Below are 13,050 nucleotides of genomic sequence, written 5' to 3'. Positions count from 1 at the left end.
CCTTTGGCTGTTGCGGGTCCGCTGTCCTGTGTCGCTCAGCAGCTCGTCTTGCCCGCGTAGATCGCGAGGGCGGTGTTGGAGCCGAGGGTGGCGCTGAACTGGCCGTTGGAGCCGACCGTGACGCTGGTGTTGTTCTGCACGTTGCAGTACGTCCCCGCGGGCAGCGATGTCTGGTAGGTGCGGGTCAGGCTGCTCGACTCGTGGTTGATGGCCACGAAGCCCTTGCTGCCGCGGCCGAAGGCGATGGCGTTGTTGCCGTTGTCCCACCAGTTGGTCACCGACTGGCCGCGGGTGGCGTTGCGGAAGGCGACCATGCGGACGATCTCGGGCCAGGCGTGCTGGCACTTCCAGCCGTCCTGCCAGCAGGCGTCGACCTGGCCGTTGTTGGGCGGGCCGGCGTCCGTGTCGGACCATTCGTAGCCGGAGTTGATGTCGGGGGCGCCGTAGGGGTAGGCCAGCATGAAGACGTTGGCGAGGGTGTAGTTGGCGCCGTTCTTGTAGTTCAGGGTCGAGCCGTTGCGCTCGGTGTCGTGGTTGTCCACGAAGACACCTGCCAAGGCACTGTTCATGTAGTCCCAGCCCTCGCCGAAGTTGGTGAGGTAGGCCAGCTTCTCGTTGTTGAAGACCCGCTTGAGGTCGTAGGCGTAGCGGAACTCCTGGACGTCGCCGTTTCCGGTGTACTCGGTGGGCTGGACGGCCTCTCCGGCGCCGTAGATGACCTCCTGCTTCCAGTACACCGAGGGGTTGCTCAGCCGGGACTTGATGTTCGCGAGGTCGGTCGCCGGGATGTGCTTGGCCGCGTCGATGCGGAAGCCGTCTGCGCCGTAGCCGAGGAGGCTGTTCATGTAGCCGGCGATGGTGGCGCGGACGTACTCCTCGCCCGTGTCCAGATCGGCGAGGCCGACGAGTTCGCAGTTCTGGACGTTGGCGCGGTTGGTGTAGTCGCTGACCGTGGAGGTGCAGTCGTCCATGTCGGCGGAGGAGTACAGGCCGGGGTAGTTGTACTTCGTGTACGAAGAGCCACCGGTGCCGGTACCGCTGCCCGACGTCATGTGGTTGATGACGGTGTCGACGACGACCTTCACTCCTGCCGCGTGACAGGTGTCGATCATGTTCTTGAAGGCCGTCGCGTCTCCGAGCCGACCCGCGATCCTGTAGCTCACCGGCTGGTACGAGGTCCACCACTGCGAGCCCTGTATGTGCTCGGCGGGTGGGCTGACCTGGACGTAGCCGTAGCCGGCGGGGCCGAGGGTGTTGGTGCACTCCTTGGCGACGGAGGCGAAGTTCCACTCGAAGAGGACGGCGGTGACGTCCTTGGTGCCGGGCGGGGTCGCATCCGCGGAAGTCGGGGTCATGACAAGGGCGGCCGCTGTGAGGGCGATGGTCGCCGCGAGGGTTCTGCGTGCCATGTGGGGGTCTCCTTCACCGTTGAAGGCTCTTGCAGAAACTTTCCCGCAAACTTGCGGTGACGGAGATGTTAAAGGCCCGCTGCCTGAAAAGGCAGCGGGCCGTGTGAAGTTGATGCAAGAACTTTTCAGGAGGCGCGGAACGGCATCCGATACAGCACCTGCGGCTCCCCGAACTCGACGAACCGCTCGGCGAGGATGCCGCCGACGGCGTCGAGGAGGCGACGGGAGCGGGTGTTGGTCTCCTGGGTGACGGCGACGATCTCGCGCCCGGGCAGCGCGACCGCGGCCCAGTCGACGACCGCCGTCACGGCCTCACGTGCATAGCCGTATCCCCAGTGTTCCGGCAGCAGTTGGTACGAGATCTCCGTGTGGCCGTTCCGCGCCTCCGCCTCCGCCAGTACCGAGCCGACGACCTGCCCGTCCGCCCGGCGCACGATGCTCAGCAGCCCCGGCGCCCCGACGCATCCCTGTTCGCGGGCCCGGACCACCTCTGCGTCGACGGGCCCGCCCAGGTGTCGGCGTACCTCGGCGTCGGTCCACAGGCGAACGTGGGCCGGGACGTCCTGCTGCTCAACCGGGCGCAGGTGCAGGCGGGTTGTCGTGAGAGTCAGGTGCTGCATGACGGTGAGCATGGCAGAGGCCTGCCGTTCGGCGGGACGGCAGGCCTCCTTGGAGTGGGGTGTCAGGTTGCCGTGAACCACACCGTCGTGTCCGCCGGCACCTTCGTCTCGCCGTCCGCCTCGGTGACCTCGCCGCTGGTGAGCAGGACACGGCCGTACGCCGGAGTCGTCACCGACTCGCCGCCCGTGTTGGCGACGCACACGAACTGCCCGCGCCGGAAGGCGAGTACGCCCTCGGGGGCGCGCAGCCACTCCACCGCGTCGCCCGCGCCCAGGTCGGGCTGCTCGCGGCGGACGGCGAGGGCGGAGCGGTACAGCTCCAGGGTCGAGCCGGGCACGCCGGTCTGCGCCTCGACGCTCAGCTCGCCCCAGCCCTCGGGCTGCGGGAGCCAGCTGCCGCCGTCGCCGAAGCCGTACGAGGATCCCGTGCGCGTCCACGGGATCGGCACCCGGCAGCCGTCGCGGAAGCCGTCCTGGCCGGCGCCGCGGAAGTACGCCGGGTCCTGGCGCACCTCGTCCGGGAGGTCGACGACGTCCGGGAGGCCGAGCTCCTCGCCCTGGTAGACGTAGGCCGATCCGGGCAGCGCCAGCATCAGCAGCGTGGCGGCCCTGGCGCGCCTGAGCCCCAGCGCGCGGTCGCCGGCCAGGCGGATCTGGGTGCCGAGGCCGGGCGGGTTGGCGAAGCGGGTGGCGTGGCGGGTGACGTCGTGGTTGGAGAGGACCCAGGTGGCGGGGGCGCCCACCGGGCGCATCGCCTCCAGGGTGCGGTCGACGACCTTGCGGAGCTCGTCGGCGTCCCAATCGGTCGACAGGTACTGGAAGTTGAAGGCCTGGTGGAGTTCGTCCGGGCGGACGTAGTTCGCCGTGCGCTCGACGGTCGGAGTCCAGGCCTCGGCGACGAAGATGCGCTCGCCGGAGTACTCGTCGAGGATGAGCCGCCACTGGCGGTAGATCTCGTGCACACCGTCCTGGTCGAAGAACGGCATGACATCGTTGCCCAGTAGCTTCAGCTGTTCGTGGGAGCCGAGGTCGGGCAGGCCCTCCGCCTTGACCAGGCCGTGGGCCACGTCGATGCGGAAGCCGTCGACACCCATGTCGAGCCAGAAGCGCAGGATCGAGCGGAACTCGTCGCCGACGGCCGGGTGTTCCCAGTTGAAGTCGGGCTGCTCGGGCGCGAAGAGGTGGAGGTACCACTCCCCCGGCGTGCCGTCCGGCTCGGTGATGCGGGTCCAGGCCGGGCCGCCGAAGATGGACTCCCAGTCGTTGGGCGGGAGTTCGCCGTTCTCTCCCTTGCCGGGGCGGAAGTGGTAGCGGTCCCTCAGCGGCGAGCCGGGGCCCTCGCGCAGCGCCCGCTTGAACCACTCGTGCTGGTCGGAGGAGTGGTTGGGGACGAGGTCGACGATGATCCTCAGGCTCAGCTCGTGGGCGTCGCGGATCAGCGCGTCGGCGTCGAGGAGGTTGCCGAACATGGCGTCCACGGCCCGGTAGTCGGCGACGTCGTAGCCGGCGTCGGCCTGCGGGGAGGCGTAGAAGGGGCTGAGCCACACGGCGTCCACGCCGAGGTCGCGCAGATACGGGAGTCGGGAGCGTACGCCTTCCAGATCGCCCATGCCGTCACCGTTGCTGTCGGCGAAGCTGCGCGGATAGACCTGGTAGATCACCGCGTCCCGCCACCAGTCGCTGCGCTTGGCTTTGGCGGGGTTCGGTGCCGGGGCGGTGGCGGTGTGCTGCTGGCTCATGGCGTCCTTGGGGCTCAACGGAGTCATTGGGTCAGGTGTGCGTGACGAGACGGCCGCGGTGACAGCGGGGTCGGATGGACACCACGGCCGTCTCGGGTTTTGGGTGCGGCGCCGTTGTGGCTGGTCGCGCAGTTCCCCGCGCCCCTTGCGGGGCGCTTTACAACCGGCGTTCTAGCCCTTTGTGCCGCCTGCGGTGAGGCCGGTCACCAGGTTCTTCTGCACGAGATAGAAGAACGCGGACACCGGTATCGCGATCAGCACCGCCGTCGCGGCCATCAGGTTGCGCTGGGCGTCGTGCTCGCTGACGAAGGTCTGCAGGCCGACGGCGAAGGTGTACTTCGTGTCGGACAGCATGAAGGTCGACGCGAACGCGACCTCGCCGAAGGCGGTGAGGAAGCTGTAGAAGGCGGCGACCGCCAGGCCCGGCTTGGCGAGCGGCAGGATCAGTCGCGCGAACGTGCCGAAGGGGGTCAGCCCGTCGACGCGTCCGGCCTCGTCGATCTCGAACGGGATCGTGTCGAAGTAGCCCTTCAGCAGCCATGCGCAGTAGGGCACCACGGTGGAGCAGTAGACGAGGATGAGACCGAGGTAGCTGTCGATGAGCTGCAGGTCCGACAGGATCTGGTACATCGGCACCATGAGTACGGCCACTGGGAACATCTGGGTGACCAGGAGCACCCACATGAACTTCTTGTAGCCCGGGAAGCGCATGCGGGAGACCGCGTAGCCGGTGGTCGCGGCGATCAGCACGCCGATGACCGTGGTGCCGAGCGAGACGATCAGCGAGCTCTTCAGCCAGTCGAAGAACTCCGTGTGCTGCAGCACGAAGGAGTAGTTCGAGAACGTCATCTTCGACCAGATACCACCCGGGTGGAGGTAGTCGTCCTTGTCCGGGCCGAGGGACAGATAGACCAGCCAGGCGACCGGGAAGAAGGCGATCAGGCTCGCGACGGTCAGGATGCCGTGCGAGACGAGGGAGGCGACGGGGCCGCGCTCCCCACGCCGGACCGGGCGGAGCCGCGATGCGGCGAGGACCTGCGGGGTCACTGGGCTGCCCGGCTTGATCTCGGGCGGTGTTGCGGTGCTCATGGGGACTCCTGCCTCAGATCGCGAGCTGCTGCTCATTGCGGTTCAGCCAGCGGCGGTAGAAGGAGGTGAAGACGATCAGGATGGCCAGCAGCAGGATGCCGTAGGCGGCGGACTGTGCGAAGTCACGCGGTTGCTGTCCGAAGCCGAGGTAGTAGGCCCAGGTGACGAGGATCTGGGCGTCCGGGGCGGTGTTGCCGAACAGCAGGAAGATCACGGCGAACTGGTTGAAGGTCCAGATGATGCCGAGCAGGACGACGGTGGAGCTGACGGACCTGAGACCCGGCAGGGTGACGTAGCGGAACCGCTGCCAGGCGGTGGCGCCGTCCATCTCGGCGGCCTCGTACAGGGAGGCGTCGATGGACTGCAGTCCGCCGAGCAGGGAGACCATCATGAACGGCACACCGCACCAGGTGTTGACCATGATCGCGGCGAACCGCTGCCAGAAGGTGTCCTCGAGCCAGTCCGGTGACGGCAGGTGCAGTGCGTCGAGTGCCAGGTTGACGATGCCGCCGTCGGCGAGCATGAACCGCCAGCCGAAGACGGTGACGAAGGTCGGCACGGCCCACGGCAGGATGAGGATCAGCCGGTAGAAGGTGCGGCCGCGCAGCTTCTGGTTGAGCAGCAGCGCGAGGCCGAGTCCGATCGTGTAGTGCAGGGCGACACAGAGGGCCGTCCAGACGATCGTCCAGATGAAGTGCGACCAGAAGCGGTCATAGGCCGTCGGGCCGAACAGGATGTCCTTGTAGTTGTCGAGCCCGATGAACTTGTAGGTGGCGTCGATGTGGTTGACGCCGATCGTGCGCGCGGTGTTGAGGCTGTTGGCGTCCGTGAGCGTCAGGTACAGGCCGTACACCAACGGGTACAGCACGAGGGCGCCGAGCACGACGATCACCGGGGCGATCATCGCGTACGCGTACCAGTACTTCTGGTAGCTGCGCTTGAGGCGCCCGCCCAACCCGGGCCGTGGCGCGCGGTCACCGTGGCGTTTGCCGGTGGCGCGGTCGATGGCGACTGTCATGTTCGACACCTTCTGGGGAGTTCTACGGCCTGGGAAGTTCTACGGCAGTCAAAGTGGCGGGCGGGCTGGGCACAGGCCGGTGACCGCCGGGTCCGTCCCCCCATGTAATGGCGGACCCGACGGTCACTCGGGGATCACTTGCTGAAGTCCGGCACCAGCTTGGCCATGGCGAGCTCGGCGTTGCTCAGGCCCTTGTCGAGGGACTCCTTGCCGCCGGCGATGGCGGTCAGCTCGGTGTCCAGCGGGGTCCACAGGGAGCTGTACTCGGGCAGCGCCGGGCGCGGCTGGGCGGCGGGCAGGACCGTCTGGAAGCCGGCGATGCCCGGGTCGGCCTTGACCTCGGCGGTGTAGGCGTCGTCGCGGGTCGGCAGCGTGGAGTTCTTCAGGGCGATCTCCGTCTGCGACTTCGCGGAGGTCATGAAGTTGACGAACTTCAGAGCCGCCTTCTGGTGGGCGGAGTCCGAGCCGGCGTAGACGGACAGGTTGTGGCCGCCGGTCGGGGCCCCCGCCTTGCCGGTGGAGCCGGCCGGGACGGTGGCGATGCCGAGGTTGGACTTGTCCTTGAAGGCCGAGCCCTTGTAGAAGTTCGTGATCTCCCAGGGGCCCTGGATGATCGAGGCGACCTTGCCGTTGACGAACGCGTCCTGGATGTGGGCGTAGGCGTCGGCGGTGGTGTCGGCCTTGTGCAGGCCCTGTCCCTTGAAGAGGCTCAGCCAGGTGCCGTAGGCCTTCTTCGCGGGGGCCGAGTTCACGGTGATCTTCTTGGCGGTGGCGTCGACGGTGTCGGTGCCCTCGCCGTAGAGGAAGGTCTGCGCGTAGTAGGACTGGGTGGAGCCCCAGTAGCCGTAGACCTTGGCCTTGGAGTCGATCTTGGCGGCGTCGGCCTTCAGCTCGTCCCAGGTCTTGGGGGCCTCGGTGATGCCGGCCTTCTTGAAGAGCGCCTTGTTGTAGACGAGGGCGAGGGTGTCGGTGACCAGCGGGACACCGTAGGTCTTGCCGTCGTACTTGGCCTGCTCGATCAGGTTCGAGCGGAACTTGCTCTGGTCCTTCAGGGCCTCGGTGCCGTCCAGCGGCAGGAAGTAGCCCTTCTTGGCGAAGGCGGGGGTCCAGCCGACCTCGGAACGCAGCACGTCCGGGGCGCCCTTGGAGCCGGCGGCGGTGTCGAACTTGTTCTGCGCCTGGTCGAAGGGGACGTTGACGTACTTGACCTTGATGTCCTTGTTGGCGGCCTCGAACTCCTTGACCAGGGCCTTGTACGTCGGCGCCTCATTGGTGGCGTTGGAGGTGTCCCACCAGGTGATGGTGACCGGACCGTCGGACTTGCTGCCGCTGTCGCTTCCGCCGCAGGCCGTCGCCGCGAGGGCGAAGGACGCCACCAGCGCGGTGGCCGCTATGCCACGCCGCATGAGTTCTCCTTGAGGGTGAAAGCCCGTGTGATGCAGGGGCGACCCCGTCTGCCGCTCCCGCTGTCTTGCCGACTGCGCCGTTGCGGCCGCCGGGCGACGTGAACGTAACAGCGATGAAAGCTGCGCGAAAGGTCTTGCAGCAAAAAATTGCAAGACCCCGCGAGAGTTACATGCCCGTGACCTCTCCTCGACCCCCGCGCAACCGAGTATTGAAGCCTCTGAGCGGGCCGTGGGAGTCTTGTGCAAGACTCTGCAAGCTCTTGCCGAACCAGGCGCCCACCAGAACACGAGGGACCGCGATGACGCAGCAACCCGCTCGGGGCCGTGCAACCGCTCGTGCCCGGCGCCCGATTGGTGTGCAAAGTGACGGTCGGCCGGTACAGTCCACCCCTGTGACCACACGGCTTGCCGACATCGCTGCTCAGGCGGGGGTGAGCGAAGCGACCGTCAGCCGCGTCCTCAACGGCAAGCCGGGCGTCGCCGCCACCACCCGCCAGTCCGTGCTCGCCGCCCTCGACGTCCTCGGGTACGAGCGCCCGGTGCGGCTGCGGCAGCGCAGCGAGGGCCTGGTGGGCCTGATAACCCCGGAGCTGGAGAACCCGATATTCCCGGCGCTGGCCCAGGTGATCGGCCAGGCACTGACCCGGCAGGGCTACACCCCGGTGCTCGCCACCCAGACCCCGGGCGGATCCACCGAGGACGAGCTGACGGAGATGCTGGTCGACCGCGGGGTCGCCGGCATCATCTACGTCTCCGGACTGCACGCCGACACCACCGCCGACATGGAGCGCTACGAGCGGCTGCGCGCTCAGGGCGTGCCGTATGTGCTGGTGGACGGCTTCTCGCCGAAGGTGCAGGCGCCGTTCATCTCCCCCGACGACCGCGCGGCGATGACGCTGGCGGTCACGCACCTGGTGTCGCTGGGGCATGTGCGGATCGGTCTCGCCCTCGGCCCCAAGCGCTTCGTGCCGGTGCAGCGCAAGATCGAGGGCTTTGTGCGGTCGATGCAGGACCAGACCGGTCTGAGCGCGCAGACGATCGAGACGGAGCTCGTTCAGCATTCGCTGTACACGCTGGAGGGCGGCCAGGCCGCCGCCACGGCGCTGATCGGCCGTGACTGCACGGCGGTGGTGTGCGCGAGCGACATGATGGCGCTCGGCGCGATACGCGCCGCGCGGCAGCTCGGACTCGAAGTCCCGCGGGACGTCTCGGTGGTGGGCTTCGACGACTCCCCCTTGATCGCCTTCACGGACCCGCCGCTGACAACGGTCCGCAAGCCCGTCCCCGCCATGGGTCAGGCGGCGGTGCGTACGTTGCTGGAGGAGATCGGTGGGACGCCTGCGCCCCACAGCGAGTTCGTGTTCATGCCGGAGCTGGTGGTGCGTGGTTCGACGGCTTCGGCGCCTGGGGACCGGAATCGTCCCTAAGGCGGAGAATCCTCGAATTCCTGCAGTGCGTCGGGAGTAGGCGCGCACGTCCGTCTGTTGTAGAACATGCGGCCCGAACCCGACCGCGGGATGATCGGTCGCAGAAGGCGTTTCTGGCAGACTTTGTGCCCATGGGTGACTCGACCGTGACCAGTCTGGACGACCGTGAACAGACGGCCGTTCCCGACTCCCTCACGGCCGCGAACAGGCCGGGCTTCCTGCACCGGCTGCGCACCCCGCGCCGCCCCCGCCTCTGGTTCGAGATCGTTCTGATCGCGGTGAGTTACTGGACGTACTCACTGATCCGCAACGCGGTTCCGGAACAGCGCGGCCAGGCGCTGCGCAATGCCGACTGGCTGTGGCGGATGGAGCACCATCTCGGCATCGCCGTCGAGGAGTCGGTCAACCACGCCGCGAACTCGGTGACTTGGCTGATCGTCGGGATGAACTACTACTACGCGACGCTGCACTTCGTGGTCACGCTGGGTGTGCTGGTGTGGCTCTACCGTAGTCACCCGGGGCGCTATGCGGCGACACGGCTGGTGCTGTTCGCGACGACGGGCGTGGCACTGGTCGGTTACTACCTGTATCCGCTGGCGCCGCCGCGGCTGATGCACGGCAGCACCTTCATCGACACGGTCATGGTCCATCAGACCTGGGGTTCGATGGCCTCCGGCGACCTGAAGCACATGTCGAACCAGTACGCGGCGATGCCGTCCATGCACATCGGGTGGTCCGTGTGGTGCGGGCTGACGATCTTTGCGCTGGCCAGGGTGCCGTGGGTGCGTGTGCTGGGGCTGCTGTACCCGGCGGCGACCTTGATCGTCATTGTCGCCACCGCGAATCACTTCTGGCTCGATGCGGTGGGCGGGCTGCTGTGCCTGGCGTTCGGATTCGCGGTGGCGCGGGTCTGGTACGGGACCTTGCCGTATGCGCTGCCTCGCGCTCCGCGGGTTGTGCCGAGTCAGGCCGTCAATCGTGTGCGGCTGCGTCGTGGCTGGTCGCTCCCCCACTCTCGGCTTCGCTCGAGCGGGGGGACCCCCATCGCGGCGGAGCCGCAAAATGACACGGTCCCGCGCCCCTGAAGGGCGCTTCACTCGCCGCGGTGTATCACGTGGCCCCCGGTCACCGTCAGCCGTACCGGCGCCTGCGCCAGCTCGTCCGCCGGGGCCTCCACGGGATCCAGGGCGAAGGCCGTGAGGTCGGCCCGGTACCCGACGGCGATACGGCCGGTCACCTCCGCCTCCCCCGCCGCTCGTGCCGCGTGGGTCGTGCAGCCCTCCAGGGCCTCCAGGCCCGTCAAACCCGCTCCCCGCGCCGAAGCCGCGCCCCTCGGCGCGCGTGCCGTCGCCAGCACGGCCCGGGCGTCGTAGTGGGCGATCGGCCAGTCCGAGCCCAGGGCGACGGTGGCGCCGGCGTCGCGCAGGTCACGCAGGCGCCAGGCGTGGGCGGCGCGGGTGGTGCCCAGGCGGCGGGACCACTCGTCGGTGCCGTCGGCGCGGGTGTATGCGGTGTGCGGGGGCTGCATCGATGCCGCCACGCCCAGCTCGGCGAAGCGCGGCAGGAGGTCGTCCGGGGCCGTCTCGATGTGTTCGATGCGGTGGCGGTCCCTGCCGGTCGGGCCGAGGGCGGCCACCACGTCCAGGGCGTGCCGTACCGCCGCGTCGCCGATGGCGTGGGTGGCTGTGCGGACGCCGGCCGTGTGCAGGTGTCGTACGGCCGCCGCGTACGCCTCGGGGTCCGGCCAGAACGCCTCGGTGCCCTGGCCGTGGCAGTCGGCGTGCTCCAGCCAGGCCGTGCCGCCCTCCACCGTGCCGTCCATGAAGAACTTCACCCCGCCGACCTGCCAGTGCCGGCCGCCGCGCCCCTGGAGGGCGCTCAGCTCCGCCAGGCCCGCCTCGTCGACTCCCGGCATGCACCACGGCGCGAACCGCAGCCGCACCGGCAGCACCGTCTCGCCGGCCACGGAGCCGACCAGCTCCGCATCCCCGGCGTCCATGACGTGCGCCCCGGTCAGACCGGTCGCGGCCATCGCCGACAGCAGCTCCACCAGACGGGCGCGGCGGGCGGTATAGGACGGGCGGGGCAGGACCGGAGCCAGCAGGTCCATCGCCGCGTGCTCGACGAGGTGTCCCGTCGGCCGCCCCTCGGCGTCGCAGACCACCTCCGAGCGCTGGGTGAAGGACCGCGGCCCGGTCACGCCCGCCGCGGCGAGCGCCGCGCCGGTCGCGAGGGCGGAGTGGCCGTCGTAGAGGCGCAGGAAGGCGGGTGCTCCGGCGAGCACGTCCTCGATGAGGGTGCGGTCGACGGGTCGGCCCTCGAAGGCGTTGTGGTCGAGGGCGTGTCCGATCACCCAGCCGTCGATCCGCTCGGCGGCGGCGAGGGCCGCCCGCAGCCCGGCAAGGTCCGTCACCCCCGACAGATCGACGCCGGTCGCCATGTCCAGCCCCCACACGGGGTGGCTGTGCGCGTCCACGAGTCCGGGCACGAGGTGCGCCCCCTCCAGGGCTACGACCTCGGTGCCCGGCCCGCGCCAGTCGCGGACGTCGCTCTCGTCGCCGACCGCGGCGATCACCCCGTCGCGCACGGCGACGGCGGTGGCGTACGGCCGGGCGGGGTCGAGAGTGCGGACCTTGGCGCCGGTGAGGATCAGGCCGGGGGTGGGCATGGTGAGGTGAACTCCCTTGTCGGGTGATGCGGTTCGGCTCTTCGTCTATTCGGCGGGCTCGGCGGCGAAGTCCGCGTACACCTGCGGCCGTTCGCGGCGCAGCCACCAGGCAAGGCCCAGGCCTACGACGAAGACGGCGGGCGCGGTCACGATCAGGATGGTGTTGACGGTGGGCGAGGCGCCGGTGAACAGGTCGATGTGGGTGATGACCAGCCCTATCGCCGTGGCGAGGAGCACGGCGGCGGTGACCGGCGCGACGACCGTGCGCAGGGTGCCCTCCTGGTGCCGTACGCGCCGGAAGTAGCAGGGTACGGCGATCGCGGCGAGCAGCTGGAGGGTGAACAGGCCGATCATTCCGGGGGTGTTGACCCACAGAAGCAGCTGTTGGTACGGGTCGGCGCCGGCTGCCCAGAAGGCGAGTACGACGACCGCGCCGAGGACGGTCTGGGCGACTCCGGCGACGTACGGGGAGCGGTGGCGGGGGTGGATGCGGCCCAGCCGTTTCGGCAGGACGCCCTCCTCGGCGAGGGCGAGGGCGTAGCGGTTGATCGCGTTGTGGAAGGCGAGGAGGGAGGCGATGACGCTGGTGACGATGAAGATGTGCATCAGGTCGGCCGCCCAGCCGCCGGCGTAGGTGGTGATGGCGGAGAAGAAGAGCCCGCCGGGGTCCTTGGCGGCGGCCGCGATCACTTCCTGGTTGCCGAAGGCCTGAATGACGATCCAGACCATGAAGGCGTAGAAGAGGCCGAGGAAGCCGATGGCCACGTAGGTCGCGCGCGGGACCGTGCGTTCCGGGTTGCGGGCTTCGCGGCGGTAGATGACGGTCGACTCGAAGCCGGTGAACGCGGCGAAGGCGAAGGCCAGAACGACGGCAGTTCCGGAGACCAGGACGTGGCCCGGGGCGAAGGAGGCGCCGGACAGGCCGTGTGCGCCGCCCTTGACGAGCACACCGCCCGCGAGGAGCGCCAGGATGCCGGTCTCGGCGACGAGCAGGACGCCGAGGACCTTGGCGCCGAAGTCGATGGAGCGGTAGCCGCCGTAGCCGATGAGGAGGAGGCCGGCGAGGGAGATCGGCAGCCAGGGGACGTCGGCGCCGAAAACGGCGTGCAGGGTGTCCCTGGTGGCGGAGGCGAGGAGGCCGTAGACGCCGATCTCCATGCCGTTGTAGCCGATCAGGGCGAGCAGCGCGGCGCCGATGCCGACGGGTCGGCCGAGGCCGCGGGTGATGTACGCGTAGAACGCGCCGCCGCTCTTCACATGGCGGCTCATGGTGGTGAAGCCGACGGCGAAGACGGCGAGGGTGATGCCGGCGATGAGGTAGCCGGCGGGGGCGCCGATGCCGCCGAGCAGGATCGCGAGCGGCGCGACGCCGGCCATGACGGTGAGCGGGGCGGCGGCGGACACCACGAAGAAGGCGATGTCGGCGGTGCCGAGGGAGCCGGAGCGGAGGGTCGCGGTGCCGGGTGGCGTGCTCTCCGCGGAGGCATCGGGGGTGGTGACGGACATGGGCGAAGCCCTTCGAGCGCGGCGGACGGGGAGTGTTCCGGGCGTGCGGGGTGGCCGGCGTTCCCGGAACACGTGGCGGTGTCCGGGCCCGTAAATCTAAAGGCTTTCGGTTTCGGCAATGTAGCCTCCTCCTGGGCATCCGGGAAGACCTGTCCCGCACCTTCACTC

Annotated in this window: 10 protein-coding genes; 2 read left to right on the top strand and 8 right to left on the bottom strand. The window is 69.0% G+C overall.

Annotation, left to right across the window (positions count from 1 at the left end; genetic code table 11):
* Nucleotides 1–35 precede the first annotated feature (35 nt).
* From IH68_RS0111220 to IH68_RS0111195, 6 genes are all read right to left on the bottom strand, one after another.
* Entirely contained in the window at nt 36–1,409 is a 1,374-nt protein-coding gene (locus IH68_RS0111220) for an alpha-amylase (protein ID WP_030932392.1), read from the bottom strand.
* A gap of 125 nt (nt 1,410–1,534) precedes the next feature.
* Nucleotides 1,535–2,029, bottom strand: coding sequence for a GNAT family N-acetyltransferase (locus IH68_RS0111215; protein WP_063763513.1), 495 nt, complete (start codon nt 2,027–2,029; stop codon nt 1,535–1,537).
* Between the two features lie 62 nt (nt 2,030–2,091).
* The gene (locus tag IH68_RS0111210; protein ID WP_030932387.1) at nt 2,092–3,768 is read right to left on the bottom strand and encodes a glycoside hydrolase family 13 protein; all 1,677 of its coding nucleotides are present in this window, start codon (nt 3,766–3,768) and stop codon (nt 2,092–2,094) included.
* Between the two features lie 171 nt (nt 3,769–3,939).
* On the bottom strand, nt 3,940–4,857 hold the full coding sequence (locus tag IH68_RS0111205) for a sugar ABC transporter permease (protein ID WP_030932383.1): 918 nt from the start codon (nt 4,855–4,857) through the stop codon (nt 3,940–3,942).
* Nucleotides 4,858–4,870: 13 nt separating this feature from the next.
* A complete protein-coding gene (locus IH68_RS0111200) occupies nt 4,871–5,875 on the bottom strand; it encodes a carbohydrate ABC transporter permease (protein ID WP_030932381.1) in 1,005 nt (334 codons plus the stop codon).
* Nucleotides 5,876–6,009: 134 nt separating this feature from the next.
* Nucleotides 6,010–7,281 carry an extracellular solute-binding protein gene (locus tag IH68_RS0111195; RefSeq protein WP_030932377.1) on the bottom strand — a complete coding sequence of 424 codons (1,272 nt, stop codon included), beginning with the start codon at nt 7,279–7,281 and terminating at the stop codon, nt 6,010–6,012.
* Between the two features lie 392 nt (nt 7,282–7,673).
* Here IH68_RS0111195 and IH68_RS0111190 point away from each other — a divergent pair, with 392 nt between their 5' ends.
* Nucleotides 7,674–8,708: a LacI family DNA-binding transcriptional regulator gene (locus IH68_RS0111190; RefSeq protein ID WP_030932374.1), complete on the top strand. Its 1,035-nt coding sequence runs from the start codon at nt 7,674–7,676 to the stop codon at nt 8,706–8,708.
* A 131-nt stretch (nt 8,709–8,839) separates the two neighbouring features.
* Nucleotides 8,840–9,793: a phosphatase PAP2 family protein gene (locus IH68_RS0111185; RefSeq protein ID WP_051833408.1), complete on the top strand. Its 954-nt coding sequence runs from the start codon at nt 8,840–8,842 to the stop codon at nt 9,791–9,793.
* An 8-nt stretch (nt 9,794–9,801) separates the two neighbouring features.
* On the opposite strand, the gene IH68_RS0111180 is transcribed toward IH68_RS0111185, so the two are convergent.
* Both IH68_RS0111180 and IH68_RS0111175 read right to left on the bottom strand, forming a co-directional pair.
* Nucleotides 9,802–11,376, bottom strand: coding sequence for an amidohydrolase (locus tag IH68_RS0111180; protein ID WP_030932368.1), 1,575 nt, complete (start codon nt 11,374–11,376; stop codon nt 9,802–9,804).
* A gap of 45 nt (nt 11,377–11,421) precedes the next feature.
* Nucleotides 11,422–12,882, bottom strand: coding sequence for an APC family permease (locus IH68_RS0111175; protein WP_030932364.1), 1,461 nt, complete (start codon nt 12,880–12,882; stop codon nt 11,422–11,424).
* Nucleotides 12,883–13,050 lie beyond the last annotated feature (168 nt).

Source organism: Streptomyces sp. NRRL S-646 (assembly GCF_000720765.1).
Lineage (GTDB): Bacteria > Actinomycetota > Actinomycetes > Streptomycetales > Streptomycetaceae > Streptomyces.
Note: the sequence above shows the minus strand (reverse complement) of the source record. Positions and strands in the feature narration are given on the sequence as shown.

What these genes read in the sequence shown, in the direction of transcription:
- IH68_RS0111220 (WP_030932392.1), bottom strand. Translation starts at nt 1,409, where the DNA reads ATGGCACGCAGAACCCTCGCGGCGACCATCGCCCTCACAGCGGCCGCC.
- IH68_RS0111215 (WP_063763513.1), bottom strand. Translation starts at nt 2,029, where the DNA reads ATGCAGCACCTGACTCTCACGACAACCCGCCTGCACCTGCGCCCGGTT.
- IH68_RS0111210 (WP_030932387.1), bottom strand. Translation starts at nt 3,768, where the DNA reads ATGAGCCAGCAGCACACCGCCACCGCCCCGGCACCGAACCCCGCCAAA.
- IH68_RS0111205 (WP_030932383.1), bottom strand. Translation starts at nt 4,857, where the DNA reads ATGAGCACCGCAACACCGCCCGAGATCAAGCCGGGCAGCCCAGTGACC.
- IH68_RS0111200 (WP_030932381.1), bottom strand. Translation starts at nt 5,875, where the DNA reads ATGACAGTCGCCATCGACCGCGCCACCGGCAAACGCCACGGTGACCGC.
- IH68_RS0111195 (WP_030932377.1), bottom strand. Translation starts at nt 7,281, where the DNA reads ATGCGGCGTGGCATAGCGGCCACCGCGCTGGTGGCGTCCTTCGCCCTC.
- IH68_RS0111185 (WP_051833408.1), top strand. Translation starts at nt 8,840, where the DNA reads ATGGGTGACTCGACCGTGACCAGTCTGGACGACCGTGAACAGACGGCC.
- IH68_RS0111180 (WP_030932368.1), bottom strand. Translation starts at nt 11,376, where the DNA reads ATGCCCACCCCCGGCCTGATCCTCACCGGCGCCAAGGTCCGCACTCTC.
- IH68_RS0111175 (WP_030932364.1), bottom strand. Translation starts at nt 12,882, where the DNA reads ATGTCCGTCACCACCCCCGATGCCTCCGCGGAGAGCACGCCACCCGGC.